We start from the raw sequence: 15348 nt of genomic DNA, 5'->3' as shown, positions 1-15348 counted from the left end.
GCGCGCTGCCTGCCCGCCGCCCCGGGCGGAACCGGTGAGGCAGGGGGCGGCGCGGTGGGAGCAGAGGTGTCACTTCAGGCCGGTGGTGGCGATACCGGCGATGAACTGTCGCTGGAAGAGCAGGAAGACGATCATCACCGGCAGCAGGACGACGACGGCGCCGGCGAGCAGGATGCCGAAGCGGGTGAAGGACTGCCCGCTGCTGGCCAGGGCGAGGCCGACGGGGAGGGTGTACTGGCTTTCGTTCTGGGCCACGACCAGCGGCCACAGGAAGTTGTTCCAGGAGCCGAGGAAGGTGATGATCCCGAGGGTGGCGAGGGCCGGCTTGGTCAGCGGCAGGATGATCCTCCCGAAGATGGCCAGTTCCCTGCAGCCGTCGACGCGGGCGGCGTCGATGAGTTCGTCGGGCAGGGTGGAGATGAACTGCCGCATCAGGAACACCCCGAAGGGGCCGGCCAGGAACGGCAGGATCAGCCCGAGCATGGAGCCGGTCAGCTGCATGTTGGACACCAGCACGTACAGGGGAACGAAGGTGACCAGGCCGGGGATCATGAGCGTCCCCAGGACCAGCAGGAAGACGGCGCGCTGTCCGCGGAACTCCAGCTTGGCCAGGGCGTATCCGAGCATCGAGCAGAAGATGAGGTTCCCGGCGGTGACGGCGAGGGCCACGATCACGGAGTTGGCGAACATGCTCGTGAAGTCGAGCGTGCTGAACAGCTCACCGTAGTTGGCGATCGTGGGCGCCGTGGGGAGCAGGACGGGCGGGACGCTGCGGATGTCGGCCTCGGGTTTGAAGGAGCCGGACAGCATCCACAGGAACGGCGCGATCATCAGCAGCAGGGCGCCCGCGAGCGGCAGATACAGCCAGGGCTGGCCCCAGGTCCGGCGGATGCGGCGACGCTTGAGGATGCGGTCCGTGCCCGGTTGTGCCGTGGGGAGGGTGGAGAGGGTGCTCATGGGTCGTCAGTCCTTGTCTCTCAGCACGCGGAACTGCAGCACGGTCAGCGCCACGATGAGGACGAAGATGACGTAGCTGGCGGCCGACGCCATCTCGTAATTGCCGTTGCCGAACTGTTTGTAGGCGTACAACGTGGCCGACAGGGTGGAGTCCAGCGGTCCGCCGCCCGTCATCACGAACGGCTCGTCGAAGAACTGCAGATAGCCGATGCCGGTCGTGACGGCGGTCAGCAGCAGGGCCGGACGCAGGAGCGGGAAGGTGACGCGCCAGAACCGCTGCCAGGGCCCGGCGCCGTCGAGTTCTGCCGCCTCCATCAGGGACAGGGGCACGGACTGCAGCCCGGCCAGCATGATGATCATGACGGTGCCCAGGTTGCGCCATACGGCCATCAGGATCATGACGGGCAGTGCGAAGCGGGTGTCCGCCAGCCAGGCCGGGCCGTCGATCCCGAACCAGCCCAGGACGAGGTTCACCAGTCCCGCGCGGGGTTCGAGGAGCGTCTTCCACACCACGGCGACGGCCACGATGCTGGTGATCACCGGGAGGTAGAAGCCGATCCGGAAGACGGCCCGGAAGCGGCGGATGCCCCGGTCGAGGGCGACCGCCGCGGCGAGCCCGGCGGCCAGGGTGAGGGGCAGGGCCACCAGGACGAACACGGCGGTGTTGCGCAGGGCCGTGAAGAACTGATCGTCCTGGAAGAGCCGCACGTAGTTGTCGAAGCCGACGAACGACACGTTGAAAGGGGTGCGCAGATCGGCGCTCTGAGTGTCGGTCAAACTCATCAGCAGCGACCACACCACCGGCACCAGCATGAAGGCCGCGAACAGCACGAGGAAGGGCCCGGCGAGGATCCAGGCGGCCCGGGCCTGTCTGCCGCGCGCCGGGCTCCGGAACGGGAGGCGCCGGCGATCGGCACTCCGCTCCGGCTGCCCGGTGTTCTGCTTGCCGGCGTCGCCCCGCCCGGGGAGCGTATTCGTGGACATGGATGTCATCCCTCCCTACGAGGGGTGCTCATCGCGGCGGCGCTCATCGGCCGGTGCCGATACTGGTGGCCTTGGACTGCAGCGTCTTCTGCACCTCGGCGACGGTGGCCTTGCCGAGGATCAGCTTCTCCAGTTCGGAGTCGATGGCGTCGGCGATCTGCTGCCAGGTCGTGATGGCGGGCGGCGCCTTGCTGACCTTGAGCTGCTCGGCGAACGCCTTCATGTTCTCGTCCTCGGTCAGCTTGCCCTCCGTCCACGCCTGGGGCGCGGGGGGCAGGCTGCCGGTGGCCTTGGAATAGGCCGCGAGATTGGCAGGCTCGGTCAGGAACTGGGCGAACTTCCATGCCGCGTCGGGGTTCTTGGCCTCTTTGAACACCGCCAGGTCGCTGCCGCCGGCGAACCCGGAGGGCTGCTCGGAGTACGGCACCGGCATGGTCTTCCACTTGCCGTCCAGCTCCGGGGCGTCCTTGTGGAAGCTGCCGCCGGCCCACGCACCCTCCTGGTAGACGGCGATCAGCCCGTCCCGGAAGCCCTGCACGTTGTCCGACCTGTCGGTCGGCGCCAGGCCCTTCCTCGGGACGCTCGCGTAGTACTCCAGCGCCTTGGCGACCTCGGGAGAGTCGAAGGTGAACTTCCCGGTCTTGGCGTCGTAGATGTCACCGCCCTGCTGCCACACCATCGGCACCCAGAAGATCCAGGAGTTGAAGCCCATCACCAGCCCGCTGGCATGGAGCAGCTTGGGGTTCTCCTTGCCGGCGGTGGCCTGGATGGCCTCCAGGTCCTTCAGGTATCCGGCCCGGTCGCCGGCCAGGGCGCCCTTGATGCCAGCCTTCGTGGTGATATCGGTCCGGTAGTAGATTGCTTGGGTGTCGGCGATGAACGGGACGCCGTAGGAGGTGTCCTTGTACTTGGTGGTGTCCCACTGGCCGGGGTAGAAGTCCGACGACTTGATCGACGCCGGGGTGGCCTGGAAGGCGTTCATGGCGGCCATCTCGGCCATCCAGGTGGTTCCCACCACCGACATGTCCGGGGTGTTGCCACCGGCGACGGCAGTGGTCAGTTTGTCGTGGGCGGCGCTCCACGGGATCGCTGTGATCTTGACGGTCGCGTCCGGGTTCTCCTGCTCGAACTTCTTGGCCAGCGCCTTCAGGTCCTCGTCGGGGTCGCCCATGGACCACATGACCACTGTCCCCTTGGCCTTGCCCGCGGCAATCTCGGCGGGTGCGTCCTTGCCGGTGCCGGAATCCTCGCTCCGGCCGCAGCCGGTGGCCACCAGGGCGGCCGTGACGGTGACACACAGGATCTGGACGGTTCTGACAGCGTGACGGGTGGTGATACGCATGATGCGGCTCCTTGCCGTTAGGCGATACAGGGCGCGGGGGGCTAAGGGTGAGACGGGGCGGACGCCCGGATGGGCCGGCGCACGGGTGGGGACCGTCTGCGGTGACAGCGGCATCGGCGGTCAGCCGCAGGGCGCGGCTGGAGCATCCGACGCGGAGTGGGTAGGGGCCGGGCGGGGTGGGCCAGGCGCGCCGTTCGGTGTCCCGGATCGGGAACGCGCGAGCGGAAGGGTGCATGTGGGCGGTGCCGCGTGAACGCGTGTGCAGCCGCCATGGTTGCGAGGAAGGCGAGGCCGAAGTGGGTCGCCGAGGTTTCAAGGAGACGGGGGGCGGTGCGTCACCGGCGACGCACCGCCCGGCTGCGAGGCGCCATCACGTACGCATCGTGATGACGTCGCGTCAGTTCGAGCTCGGCTCTAACGTCGAGCCACGGATCACGAGGCTGGTGGGAATGATGCGCGAGGGGGCGGCCTCGGGCGATCTGCGCACGTGGTCGAGCAGCAGACGCGCCGCTGCCTCACCCATCTCCCGCATCGGCTGGCGGATGGTGGTCAAGGCCGGATAGGTGTACGACGCCACCTCGACGTCGTCGAACCCCACCACGGCGACATCCCGCGGAATCTTGAGGCCGGCCTCGTGCAAGGCCGCGAGCACGCCGGCCGCCGAGGGGTCGTTGTGCCCGAAGACCGCGTCGAACTCCACGCCGTCCGTGAGAGCCCCCGCGACCGCGCTCCGGGCTGTGTCGAACAAGAAGTCACCGCCGATGATGCTGCGCGGTTCGAGCTCGATCCCGGCCTGCGCATAGACGTCGACGAAGCCGCCCAACCGTTCCTGAGTACAGCCGTACTCATCAGGACCGGTCACCACCAGAGGGCGACGGCGACCGAGGTCCAGCAGGTGGCGCGCCGCCTGCTCACCGCCCTCCCGGTTGGTGGTGGCCACATAGGGGAATCCTGGCCGCTGGAAGCGGTCGTCTATCAGCACCACCGGCAGTCCGGCCTCGTGCAGTTCCGTGATGGCCGCCAGGGCTCCCTCGGGCTCTATCACCAGCAGCCCGTCGAACGACTTGGCGGCGACCTGCAGGCCCAGCCTGCGCAGTGACTCCTCACCGCCGTTAACGGTCAGCATCCGCAGCCCGAAGCCCTCGGCCTCCAGCGTCTCGACGACCGCCTGCACGATGCCGGCCCAGACCCATGCCAGGTCAGGGACCAGCATGCCGATCATCTGTGTCGTGCCGCGTGCGAGCCCCACGGCCCCGGCGCTCGGCACATAGCCGAGCTCCGAGATCGCCTTGCGGACCTTCGAGACGGTGTCCTCGCTGATCTCGCCCTTGGCGTTCAGCACCCGCGAGACCGTCGTCTTGCTGACGCCGGCCCGCGTGGCCACGTCGGCGATAGTGACTCCCATGTCACCTCCCCTCCCTTTCTGCAGAGGCGGAAGACTTCCCTCCCGCACCGAAGGGACGATCGTACAGAGACCCGTATAACCGGTACCGGAAGCAGTCCCGGAACCGGTTTCGGGACCGGTTCCGGAAGTGAAGCATCGAGAGGCCCCACCGGTCAACACCCCGGAAACAACTCGTTAACGCAGCCGATCTCGGTCTCGCACGCTGCCGCGGAAGCCTGCCGGTTGCCACCCAGGCCACCGCTCTGACCTGCGCGGTTGCCGAGTCCAACCCGCCATGGCCGAGCTCATTGGCGCGGCTGCCGTCCGCCGCCGACGCCCGACGGACCGCAGACCCGTCCCGGAGCAATCGCGCCTGAACCGTTGACGCACTGGCCGGATTGCCCTTCATAATCGGGCACTCGCTGTCATCGATGACATTCGTCGTCGCTGACACCCCAGTCGGCTGCGTGGACGTCGACGCCGCTGGGATGTCACTTTTCGGTCCGTCCGCGCCGGGGCCGCAGTCAGTGCTGCGCCGACGAGCCGCGGGACTAGGAGACACCATGAGCTCTGCACGCGTATCCCGGCATGCCCGCATACGGATGATGGCGGCGGTGGCGACCGTATGCGCCCTGTCCGCAGCGCCGCCGGCTCCTTCAGCCGTCGCTGCCGACACCCCGACGTACACCGAGACCTACCGGCCCCAGTTCCACTTCACGCCGGAGAAGAACTGGATGAACGACCCCAACGGGCTCGTGTACTACAAGGGCGAGTACCACCTCTTCTACCAGTACAACCCGAACGGCAACTCCTGGGGCGACATGTCCTGGGGGCATGCGGTGAGCCGGGACCTCGTGCACTGGGAGGAGTTGCCGCTCGCCCTGTCGCACGACGACGAGGAGATGGTGTTCTCCGGCAGTGCGGTCGTCGACTGGAAAAACACCACCGGGTTCGGTACGAAGAAGAACCCGCCCATGGTGGCGATCTACACCAGCGCCTACAAGGACGGCGGCAAGCAGGCCCAGTCGCTCGCCTACAGCACCGACCGGGGCCGCACCTGGACCAAGTACCAGGGCAATCCCGTCATCGACATCGGCTCCAACAACTTCCGCGACCCCAAGGTCCAGTGGTACGCGCCGACCAAGAGCTGGCTGATGACGGTGTCGCTGTCCGCCGAGCACAAGGTGCAGTTCTACTCGTCCAAGAACCTCAAGGACTGGAAGCTGCAGAGCGAGTTCGGGCCGGCCGGCGCGACGGGCGGCGTGTGGGAGTGCCCCGACCTGTTCCCCCTCGCGGTCGACGGGGACAAGAACAACATCAAGTGGGTCCTGGTCGTCAACATCAATCCCGGTGGTATCGCGGGCGGTTCGGGTTCGCAGTACTTCATCGGCGACTTCGACGGCAAGAAGTTCACCGCCGACGACAAGGGCACCTACACACCGCCCACCGGCACGGTGGTGCAGGACTTCGAGGGCACCAATTTCGGTTCCTGGACGACCACCGGCACCGCGTTCGGTCAGGGACCGGCAACCGGTGCGGTGGACTGGCAGGGGGCGGTCACCGGCTTCGACGGCAAGGGCCTCGCCAACAGCTTCCACGGCGGTGACGGCGCCACCGGCACCCTCACCTCACCCGAATTCACCGTGGACAGCCCCTACCTGAACTTCAAGGTCGGTGGCGGGCGGCATCCGCACGAGGCCGGAACCGTCATGGACAGGACTCCGCCCGAAGGCACGGTCCTCGCCGACTTCGAAGGCGGCACCTACGGCGACTGGACGGCAACCGGGGACGCCTTCGGCTCGGCACCGGCCACCGGCACCCTCCCCGACCAGGGACAGGTCTCCGGCTTCCTGGGAGACGGGCTGGTCAACACCTTCCTGAACGGCGACTCCACCACCGGCACACTCACCTCTCCCGAGTTCACCATCGACAAGAAGCACATCAACTTCCTCATCGGCGGCGGCAACCACCCGGCCGACTCCGACAACCCCACCGCCGTCGAGCTCCTCGTGGACGGCCAGGTCGTCCGCAGCGCCACCGGAAAGGACGCCGAGGCACTCAACTGGGCCTCCTGGGACGTCGGCGACCTCACCGGCAAGAAGGCGCAGATCAAGATCGTCGACAACAACACCGGCGGCTGGGGCCACCTCAACGTCGACCACATCATGCTGTCCGACACCCAGGCGCAGCCGGTCTCCCAGGAGACGTCCGTCAACCTGCTCGTCGACGGCGAGGTCGTCCGCAGCGCCACCGGCGCCGACAGCGAGAGCCTGGACTGGGCGTCCTTCGACATGCGCCCGTACGCCGGCAAGAAGGCGCAGATCCAGGTCGTCGATATGAACTCCGCCGGCTGGGGCCACGTCATGGCCGACCAGTTCACCACCGCCGATAAGCCCGCCAAGTCCGTCGTACAGCGCGCCGATTGGACCGACTACGGCAAGGACTACTACGCGGCGGTGTCCTGGGAGAACGCCCCGGGCGGCAAGCGCTACATGATCGGCTGGATGAACAACTGGGACTACGGCCAATCCATCCCCACCTCCCCCTGGCGCAGCGCGCAGAGCGTTCCCCGGGAAATGGCACTGCGCACGATCAACGGCCAAGTCCGGCTGACCAGCAAGCCGGTGGGCAGCCTGGAGTCCCTCCGGCAGCAGCGCCCGGCGACGGCGTCAGGCGTCACCGTCAAGAGCACGTCCAAGCCGCTGATCAGCCGCGCGGCCAAGGGCAAGGCGCTCGACATCGAGGCGACCTTCTCCCTCAAGGACGCCGAACGCTTCGGCCTGAAGGTGCGCACCGGCGCGGGCGGCGAGGAGACCGTCATCGGCTACGACACCACGACCCAGGAGCTGTACGTCGACCGCACCCGCTCCGGCACCGGGGACTTCAACAGCACCTTCCCCGGCGTCCAGACCGCACCCCTCAAGGCCAAGAACGGCATGGTCAAGCTGCGTATCCTCGTCGACTGGTCCTCCGTCGAGGTCTTCGGCGGCAACGGCGAGGCCGTGATCACCGACCAGATCTTCCCCGACCCCTCCAGCACCGGCGTCGAGGTCTTCGCCGAAGGCGGCACCGCCACCCTCGACCAGATGCGGGCGTGGCAGCTGAAGTCCATCTGGCGGTGACGAGCCGCAGGTCAGTGCGCCGGTCGGCCAGTACCGGCTTCCGGCGCACGGCATTCGGCGAAGCAGGCGCCAAGAAGGCGGCGTGGAAGCATTCCCCGCGGGTCGGTGCCCCTGCTGTGACTTTGATCGTTAGTTGGCGGATTTGATTCTTGGTTGGGCGGGCGATCGGTCTGGTGACTGTGGGTGCGGTCACCTTCGAAGATGTGTTCTTGCTGCGCACGCCGAGCTCGCCCCTGCCACCACCAGCCAGCGGAAGGCTGACAGGAAAACGTTCGCGGCACTGGGCGGACGCTTCTAGCCTGTGTCAGGTGATGACAGCTGAAGACGTGTTGTTCGTCCTGGCCCTGCTACGACAGGCGAATGCGGACGTCTGGATCGGTGGAGGATGGGGGATCGACGCTCTGGTCGGCGAGCAGACGCGAAACCATCGGGACCTGGACTTGATGCACCGGCAGGACCAGGAAGACGTTGTGGTGGCGGCCCTCCATGAGGTCGGTTTCGTGGAGACCCTGAACTGGAGGCCCATCCGATTCGTCGTGACGACACCGGACGGACGAGAGATTGACCTTCACCCGCTGGTCTTCGCCGACGACGGCTCAGCAGTGCAGGCGTCACCCGAACCCGAGCGTCCATTCGCCTACCCGTCCTCGTGCTTCGTGACGGGCACCATCCATGGGACGTCAGTCGCGTGCTTGTCCGCCGAACAGCAGGTCTACTTCCACCAGGGCTACGAGCCCTCGGAACGCGATCGTCAGGACATGGCACAACTCCGCCGCCTTTACGGCATCGCAACGCACTTCTGATCCACGTCGGCAGGCGGAGACCCTCCTCACGTTGAGGCCCCCGGTCTCGCCTCGCCTCGTACCGAACTTGGGAGAGATTCTGTGCAGCGCATACCCGTCGCCTCCACCAACCTGGCGTCCGTCGGCTATGAGTCGAACTCGGGGACGCTCGAAGTGCAGTTCAGAAATGGATCGACCTACCAGTACGCGGGCGTACCTGAGGCCGTGTTCAGCGGACTGATGAATGCGGCCAGCAAGGGGAGATATCTTGATGTCTTTGTAAAGAAGGTGGGCTACCCGGTTGTGAGAATCGCCTGACGCCACGAAGTTCTTGCAGAGGTAGCCTTTGGCCAAGTATCAAGTGGCCGCGCGCCTTTGGTCAGGTGAATGCCAATGAGCGGAATGTGTTGCGGACGAGGGTGAGCGGCTCGCGGTCACGGGTGTAGTAAAGCTTGTTGGTGAGCAGAGTCGCCCATCGGTTCTTTCCGGGGGAGATCCACACACCCATGCCGGTGAAGCCGTAGTGGACCCAGATGTCGTCGGTTTTGGGTGCGGTGCCTGGGGCCGGGTGCCAGAAGAGGCCACGGGGCGGGCTCAGTTCGCCTGTGTGGATCTGCAGGGATTCCTTGATCCACCCCGCGCCGAATCCGGGTGACTCGCTCACCTGGGCTGGAGCGAGCAGGTAGCGCAGGAACGTGGCGAGGTCTTCGAGTACGGAGAACGCGCCCGCGATGCCGCATACCCCGCCGAGCAAGCGGGCGGAGAAGTCGTGTGCGGATCCCTTGAGATGGGTTCCCGTGCCGTCGTCGAGCTCGGTTGGCGCGCACCTGGCCGCTGCACCGTCGGGTAGTGGCCCGAAGCGGGTCTGTGTCATGCCCAGGGGTTGCCACACGCGGCTGTCTGCCAGCGCGCCGAGACTCTGACCGGAGAGGTGTTCGGCGAGGTAGCCGAGGATGAGCGCGGCGCGATCGGTGTACTCCACGGCCTCGCCGGGCGGCCGGTGCAGGGCTTCGCGGAGGACGCCGTCGCGGACATCCTGGCGATCGGTGCCGTAGAGGTTCCGGAGGTTGGCTCGGAGGGGGGCGCCGGCGGTGTGCGTCAGTAGGTGCCGTGCAGTCACCTCGGCCAGCGGATGGCCGTGTACTTCGGACCAGAAGTCCCCGAGCTGCGTGTCGAGTTGTAGCTTGCCGTCCTCGACGAGGCAGCCGATGGTCGACCACACAGCGAGGATCTTGGTCAGGCTGGCGACGTCGAAGACGGTGTCGCGTCGCATTGGCTCGCCGGGGCGCTCGGGATCCAGGACGCCAGCGGAGCCGCTGGCCTGGATGCCCTGGCTGTTGCCGATGGCCCAGACGGCGCCGGGGTAGACCTTGTCGCGGACGCCGTCGTGGAGGAGTTGCTGGATGCGGTCGGTGTCGAGGTCGAGCGCCATGGTCTCCCGATCGATCGTGGGCCGTGCCGTAGGGTGTCCCGATGCTCAGCGTAGTGATGAGCCGGGTGCAGTTCCCGTTGCGGCGTGGGTCGTCAGGCGAGCTGTTTGCCGAGGTTGTTCAGGGCAGCTGCCGTGGCGGTGAGGGGGTAGCGGGCGGCGTTGGTGCGGCCTGCGGCCTGGAGTGCGGGCAGCAAGCCGGGGGTGCTGTGGAGCCGGTTGAGGTCCTGGGCGAGTGCGGCCGGGTTGGTGAAGTCGGTGGCCAGGCCGGTTGTGGCGAGGGTGTCGCTCAGGCCCGGGACGGGTTGGTAGACGACCGGCAGTCCGCACGCTTGGGCTTCGAGTGCGACCAGGCCCATGGCTTCGAGGGTGGTCGAGGGCATGAGGAGGGCGTCGTGATCGGCGAAGGTTCTCCACAGTTGTGGACGGCTGAGCCAGCCGAGGTAGCGGACGTGGACCTTAAGGAGACGGAGGAGCGGGGTCAGCCCGTGGAACTGGTGGCGGGGTGCCGCGATGCTCAGTTCGAGGGCCCGGGCTACGGGCATGGCGCGCAGGAGTGTCTCAATGCCCTTCTCGGAGGTGAGGCGTCCTGCGTAAAGCAGCCGGAGGTGTCCGGTTGATCGGCGGGCGGGGCGCCGTGGTGGGGTGGTGAGCAGGTGGTCGGGGATGCCCCAGGGGATCTTCGTGATCTTCCGGCGGTCGGTGGTGGGGGCGAGCTGGAGCAGTCGGTCGGCCATGGCGCCGGTCGGGACGACGATGGCGTTGGCGAGGCGTGCGGTTTCCTGCAGGACTCGGAGTTGGTCGCGGTGGGCTTCGGCGAACAGCAGGTCGGTGCCGTGGACGAGCGCGATGCGGGGGTGGGCGGGCAGTGCGCGGATCAGGGCCGGGGTTCCGCCGAAGGCGAGGTGCTGCAGGTGGAGGACATCGACGCTGGACGGGTCGATGCGTTGTGCCAGGGCCCGGCGCAACGCGTTGACGTACGTCGTGAAGGGCGGTCCGGAGAGGCATTTGCCGGCCACAGCCATCAGTTCCAGCCCCGCAGGCAGTCGAAGCGGAGGAGTCTGTGGGGCGAGCATGAAGGCACGAGCTGGGATCAGCGGGTTCTCGCCGGTGTAGAGGTCGAGTAAGAGCTCGACACTTCCGCCCGCGCTGCCGAACGGCATGTCGAGGGCGGTCGCGATCAGAGGGCTCACGTGGTACCTCCGGCGAGTTCTTCGTAGAGGCGCGAGATGTCGATGCCCGCGGTCGCGGTGTATTTGAGACCGTGCAGTTGGTAGCTGGCCGGTGCGCCGAGGCACCGGAGGAAGACGAGCTTGCCGAACGTCATCCGGGGATAGACACGGACGGGTCTGGCGGCGCGGATCTCCAGGGTCCAGTGGATCGCGTGGCCTTGGTGGCCGAGTGGGGCGGAGACGTGGACCCAGATGCCGAGCGCGCCCATGGTGCGGTTGCCGTTGAGGAATTGGGCGTACGTCTCCGAGCCGGTCCTCTCGTGGGTGTGGCCGAGGTAGAGCACGCCGGGACGCAGGACGAGTCCGGAGCCGGGGACGGCGGTCTCGGTGTACGGGGTGGGGGCGGCGGCGTCCAGGTCGGTGTCGCAGACGCGCAGGGTGTCTCCGAGCCGCCAGTCGTAGGCGTTGGGGGAGAGGCAGTCCGGGTCGTACGGCTCGATGGTGATCTCTCCTGCGGCTCGGGCCGAGGCGATGGCGGGGCCGGTGAGGATCACGAGGCCACCGCCCGAAGTTTTGTGACGTCCCGCCAGTAGCCGGAGGGCTGTGGTCCGGCTGCGGCCTGGTACTTGCCGCGGTACAGGGCGACGGGGCCGACGGAGGCGAAGAACATGATCTGCCCGATCAGCATGCCCGCGTAGACGCGCAGAGGGCGGATCGGCGTGAGCATTAAGGTCCACTGGCCGTGGAAGCCGATGTCGCCGATAGGGGCGGTGATCTCGACGAACAGACCGAGCCGTCCGACGGACGAGCGACCGAACAGCAGCGGTACGAAGGAGTCGGAGCCGACCTCTTCGACGGTGTGGCCGAGGTAGAGCTCGCCGGGTTGGAGCACGTATCCGTCCGGGCCGATGGTGAGCTCGGTGGTGGGGTTCGGCTGGTGGGTGTCCAGGACGCCGGCGGTATAGGTGACCAAGGTCGGGCCGAGGCGGACGTTGTAGCTGTTGGGGTTGACCTGGTCAGGGGCGAAGGGTGTGATCCGCAGGCGGCCGTCCTGGGCGGCTGCGGTGATCTCGGGACCGGTGAGGATCATCGCGTGCCTCCTTGGGCGGGCGTTGTGAGGACGTGCTTGACGGCCTGGCCGAGGAGCAGCCCCGCGGCGTGGGTCCGGCCTGCGAGGTAGGTGTCGGCGAGGTAGTCGGTGGTCAGCACAGTGGTGATGCCGTCCGGCAGGAAATCTGGCGAGGTGACGAGGGGGCCGGCCTGTTCGGCGAGATAGGTCAGTAGGCCATGGAGGTCCTGACGGAAGTCTTCTGGGACATGGGCGTGGACGAGCTGGTTGTCGAAGGGCTCGATGGCGAGCAGATCGCCCAGGGTGAGGATGTCGCCGAGTGGGACGGGACGGAGCACGGTCTCGTTGAGGATGACCGCGTCGACGCCGAGTCCTGTGCGCAGGCGTGCTGCGAGGTCGACGAGCAGGTCGTGGCGATCGGGAGTCCGGTGCCGATACGCCTTGGTCACGGGGCCGAGGACGGCGGTCAGCTGCTGCCCGAGTTCGCCGATCTTCGTTTCCAACGGCTCCAGTTCGGCAGGGACGAGAGCCGGAGCCCGGTCCGGGAAGCGAGTGGTGCCGGCACCCCAGCCTGGTCCGACGGGAGTGGCGATCGCATACCCGTCGGCGAGTTCGCGCCCCTTGACGATGAGAGCGTCGCCGACCCGGACCGGGCCGTACCGGGCGCTGTGGCAGTGCCCGGCGAAGATCACGTCGAGGAAGGGGCAGACGGCCGCCAGCTTGTGGTCCTCGTCGAAGCCGGAGTGGCTGAGCAGGATCCAGTCGTCGACCTCGTGGTGGTGGGCGAGCATCACCTCGCGCAGGGCTTGGACGGGGTCGGTCACGCGGTGATCGGCCCGATGCTTGACAGGGATGGCGTTGAACGCCTGCTGCCCGATCACCGCGGTGATTCCGACTCGTCGCCCCGAGATGCGGGTGGTGTACAGGCGGCGGAAGAGCGCGTCGCCTGTATCGGCCTGGACGGCGTTGGCGCAGACCGTGAGCCGGTGGAGCTCGGGTTCGAAGTGGTAGGGCCAGCCGTGGTTGCCGGGAGCCAGGACGTCGTAGAGCTGGAGCAGGATCTCGCGCTCGATGGCCCCTTGGGCGAGGCGGTAGTAGCCGGAACCTTCGAAGAAGTCGCCGCAGTCGACGATGAGCGAGGTCGGGCGGAGGGCATGGAGACGGCTCAGGAAGGGCACGGCGTTGTCGAGGGCGGAGTGGACGTCGGTGGTGGCCACGATCTGGCGCAGGGTGCGCTGGGTGGTCATGGGGTGACCTCGCAGATGTCGGCGCCGAGGGCGCGCAGCTTGCCGGGCAGGTCGGCGTGGCCGCGCCGGAGCTGATCGAGGCCACCGAGCGTGGTGACACCGCTGGCCGTGAGGCCCGCGACCATGAGGGCGGAGCCGGTCCGTATGTCGGTGGCCTCCACGCCCGCTCCGGTCAGCCGTTGGGGTCCGGTCAGGCGGCACTCGGTGGGGGAGGTCTCCTCGATCTCGGCGCCGAGGCGGGTCAGTTGGGGAAGCAGATTGCCGTGACGGCCGGGGTTGATCGCGTCGGCGAACAGGTGAGTGCCCGGCAGGTTGAGGGCGAGGGCCATCAGAGGTGGTTCGAAGTCGGCGTCCAGGCCACCAGGGCTGAGGGACGCGATGGCCCGCAGCGCGCGACCCGTCGGTCGCGCGTCCTGGGAACGGACAGAGAGGACGCCGGAATCGGCGTCGGCAGGGATGCCCAGTCGCCGGAGCGCAGCGACGAGCGGGCCTACATCCCTGCCATGGACCCCCTCGATGCGTGCGGTACCCCCGGTGGCCGCGACGGCGCACGCCAGCGTGCCTGCCTCGATCTTGTCGCCGGGCACTTCCCAGACGACAGCTTCGTCGTGGCCCGGAGGCGGCGGTACGAGGCTGAGGAGGTGCTCATTCGCCCGGGTCTCCCAGCCCACCGTCCTCAGGGCGTCGAGCACCCAGAGGATCTCTGGGGAGAGGTTGGGCCCTCCCAGCCGTAACGGTCGACCGGTTGTGACGGCGCGCAGTACGGCGGCCACGGTTGCCCCGCGGGAGCGGAACGGCAGCACCAGGGAGACGGTGCCGGTGCGCGGCGAGACGCTCTCGACGCGGTAGCCGGAGTCGTCCACTGCGCTCCGGTCGCCGAACGCCTCGTACACCTTGAAGTGCAACTCCATCCCGCGTGCACCGATCCGGCAGCCGCCGGGCCACGGCAGCCGTGCCTCGCCGTGCCGGGCGAGCAGCGCGGGCACCAGGTAGTACGAGGCACGGATGTGGGCGGCTTGCGCGAGTTCGGGAGATACGCACCGGTTCTCGGTCGGCAGGATCATCGCCGTGGTCGGCTCCCCGACGGGCTGCGCGACATGCCAGCCCGCTTGCTGCAACAGCGCCAGCATGATCTGGACGTCCGTGTTCGCAGGGATGTTGCTCAGCCGGACTGGTCGACCCGAGGCTGCCGCGGCGGCCAGCAGCGGTAGGGCGGCATTCTTGGAACCATCGACGGTCACGGTGCCGGCGAGTGGGGGTCCGGGGCGTACAGCGATCACCTCGGCGGCCCGTGCCGGGGTGGAGGTGGTGGTCGTCACAGTCAACTCCTTTGCAGAGGAAGGGAGACAGCGATCTCCTGGCCCGGGCAGGTGGGCAGGGCGATCTCGGCCCAGCACCGTTTGCCGGTGGGTGTCGGATCGGCGCCGTACCGGTCGGCCAGAACGGCGACCAGGAACAGGCCGCGGCCGTTCTCGGCGTGTTCGTCCGGGAGACAGAGCTGGGGGAGTGCGGGGTTCGAGTCGTCGACCTCGATGCGCAGGCCGGCTTGGACGAGCTGAACCGACAGGGAGACCTGCCCGGTGCCCGCGTGCCGGACTGCGTTGGTGACCAGTTCGCTGATCACCAGTTCGGCGGTGGGCATCAGCGCGTCGTCCAGCTCCGTCTCCCAGCCCGTTATGGCGTTCATCGCCTGGTGCCGGACGGCGGTGACCGCGGCGGGTGTGGTGGGTACGGACAGAGTGAGCCGGTGCGCTGCCATGAGCGGCCTCCCGAGGTTGGTGCGGCCACTTCACGCAATCAGCTCGTCGCGGTGGGTGGTTAGCCCAGGTGCTGGCGCTGCATCGGTTATGCAGGAGCTGC

At 67.8% G+C, this 15348-nt stretch carries 14 protein-coding genes; 3 read left to right on the top strand and 11 right to left on the bottom strand.

Going from position 1 to position 15348, the window contains the following annotated elements:
• Positions 1-69: 69 nt before the first annotated feature.
• From G3I71_RS10360 to G3I71_RS10345, 4 genes are all read right to left on the bottom strand, one after another.
• The gene (locus tag G3I71_RS10360) at positions 70-957 is read right to left on the bottom strand and encodes a carbohydrate ABC transporter permease (RefSeq protein WP_164313666.1); all 888 of its coding nucleotides are present in this window, start codon (positions 955-957) and stop codon (positions 70-72) included.
• Positions 958-963: 6 nt separating this feature from the next.
• A complete protein-coding gene (locus tag G3I71_RS10355; protein WP_239149051.1) occupies positions 964-1941 on the bottom strand; it encodes a carbohydrate ABC transporter permease in 978 nt (325 codons plus the stop codon).
• Positions 1942-1984: 43 nt separating this feature from the next.
• On the bottom strand, positions 1985-3283 hold the full coding sequence (locus G3I71_RS10350; protein WP_164313664.1) for an extracellular solute-binding protein: 1299 nt from the start codon (positions 3281-3283) through the stop codon (positions 1985-1987).
• Positions 3284-3680: 397 nt separating this feature from the next.
• Positions 3681-4688, bottom strand: a complete 1008-nt coding sequence (locus tag G3I71_RS10345) for a LacI family DNA-binding transcriptional regulator (protein ID WP_164313663.1) — start codon at positions 4686-4688, stop codon at positions 3681-3683.
• A gap of 542 nt (positions 4689-5230) precedes the next feature.
• On the opposite strand from G3I71_RS10345, the gene G3I71_RS10340 reads away from it, so the two are divergent.
• From G3I71_RS10340 to G3I71_RS10330, 3 genes are all read left to right on the top strand, one after another.
• Positions 5231-7789 (top strand): GH32 C-terminal domain-containing protein, encoded by a 2559-nt coding sequence (locus tag G3I71_RS10340; RefSeq protein WP_164313662.1) that lies wholly within the window; start codon positions 5231-5233, stop codon positions 7787-7789.
• A gap of 311 nt (positions 7790-8100) precedes the next feature.
• Positions 8101-8592 carry a nucleotidyltransferase domain-containing protein gene (locus G3I71_RS10335; protein WP_203729907.1) on the top strand — a complete coding sequence of 164 codons (492 nt, stop codon included), beginning with the start codon at positions 8101-8103 and terminating at the stop codon, positions 8590-8592.
• A gap of 81 nt (positions 8593-8673) precedes the next feature.
• A complete protein-coding gene (locus G3I71_RS10330; protein ID WP_164313660.1) occupies positions 8674-8889 on the top strand; it encodes a KTSC domain-containing protein in 216 nt (71 codons plus the stop codon).
• Between the two features lie 61 nt (positions 8890-8950).
• Here the strand turns inward: G3I71_RS10330 and G3I71_RS10325 are convergent, their stop codons facing one another.
• The 7 genes from G3I71_RS10325 to G3I71_RS10295 form a co-directional block, all read right to left on the bottom strand.
• The gene (locus G3I71_RS10325; protein WP_164313659.1) at positions 8951-10003 is read right to left on the bottom strand and encodes a serine hydrolase; all 1053 of its coding nucleotides are present in this window, start codon (positions 10001-10003) and stop codon (positions 8951-8953) included.
• A gap of 92 nt (positions 10004-10095) precedes the next feature.
• Entirely contained in the window at positions 10096-11193 is a 1098-nt protein-coding gene (locus G3I71_RS10320; protein WP_343242902.1) for a glycosyltransferase family 4 protein, read from the bottom strand.
• The gene (locus tag G3I71_RS10315; protein WP_164313658.1) at positions 11190-11726 is read right to left on the bottom strand and encodes a deoxycytidine triphosphate deaminase; all 537 of its coding nucleotides are present in this window, start codon (positions 11724-11726) and stop codon (positions 11190-11192) included. The genes G3I71_RS10320 and G3I71_RS10315 overlap by 4 nt, the downstream gene beginning before the upstream one ends.
• A complete protein-coding gene (gene dcd, locus G3I71_RS10310) occupies positions 11723-12262 on the bottom strand; it encodes a dCTP deaminase (protein WP_164313657.1) in 540 nt (179 codons plus the stop codon). The genes G3I71_RS10315 and dcd overlap by 4 nt, the downstream gene beginning before the upstream one ends.
• The gene (locus G3I71_RS10305) at positions 12259-13488 is read right to left on the bottom strand and encodes a metallophosphoesterase (protein ID WP_164313656.1); all 1230 of its coding nucleotides are present in this window, start codon (positions 13486-13488) and stop codon (positions 12259-12261) included. The genes dcd and G3I71_RS10305 overlap by 4 nt, the downstream gene beginning before the upstream one ends.
• Positions 13485-14768: a UDP-N-acetylglucosamine 1-carboxyvinyltransferase gene (locus G3I71_RS10300; RefSeq protein ID WP_164313766.1), complete on the bottom strand. Its 1284-nt coding sequence runs from the start codon at positions 14766-14768 to the stop codon at positions 13485-13487. The genes G3I71_RS10305 and G3I71_RS10300 overlap by 4 nt, the downstream gene beginning before the upstream one ends.
• A 41-nt stretch (positions 14769-14809) precedes the next feature.
• Positions 14810-15247, bottom strand: coding sequence for an ATP-binding protein (locus tag G3I71_RS10295; protein ID WP_164313655.1), 438 nt, complete (start codon positions 15245-15247; stop codon positions 14810-14812).
• Positions 15248-15348 lie beyond the last annotated feature (101 nt).

Origin of the sequence: Streptomyces sp. SID12501 (assembly GCF_010550245.1) — a bacterium.
GTDB lineage: Bacteria > Actinomycetota > Actinomycetes > Streptomycetales > Streptomycetaceae > Streptomyces.
Note: the sequence above shows the minus strand (reverse complement) of the source record. Positions and strands in the feature narration are given on the sequence as shown.

Coding starts and splice junctions, on each gene's coding strand:
- G3I71_RS10360 (WP_164313666.1), bottom strand. CDS start 957: ATGAGCACCCTCTCCACCCTCCCCACGGCACAACCGGGCACGGACCGC.
- G3I71_RS10355 (WP_239149051.1), bottom strand. CDS start 1,941: ATGTCCACGAATACGCTCCCCGGGCGGGGCGACGCCGGCAAGCAGAAC.
- G3I71_RS10350 (WP_164313664.1), bottom strand. CDS start 3,283: ATGCGTATCACCACCCGTCACGCTGTCAGAACCGTCCAGATCCTGTGT.
- G3I71_RS10345 (WP_164313663.1), bottom strand. CDS start 4,688: ATGGGAGTCACTATCGCCGACGTGGCCACGCGGGCCGGCGTCAGCAAG.
- G3I71_RS10340 (WP_164313662.1), top strand. CDS start 5,231: ATGAGCTCTGCACGCGTATCCCGGCATGCCCGCATACGGATGATGGCG.
- G3I71_RS10335 (WP_203729907.1), top strand. CDS start 8,101: ATGACAGCTGAAGACGTGTTGTTCGTCCTGGCCCTGCTACGACAGGCG.
- G3I71_RS10325 (WP_164313659.1), bottom strand. CDS start 10,003: ATGGCGCTCGACCTCGACACCGACCGCATCCAGCAACTCCTCCACGAC.
- dcd (WP_164313657.1), bottom strand. CDS start 12,262: ATGATCCTCACCGGTCCCGAGATCACCGCAGCCGCCCAGGACGGCCGC.
- G3I71_RS10305 (WP_164313656.1), bottom strand. CDS start 13,488: ATGACCACCCAGCGCACCCTGCGCCAGATCGTGGCCACCACCGACGTC.
- G3I71_RS10295 (WP_164313655.1), bottom strand. CDS start 15,247: ATGGCAGCGCACCGGCTCACTCTGTCCGTACCCACCACACCCGCCGCG.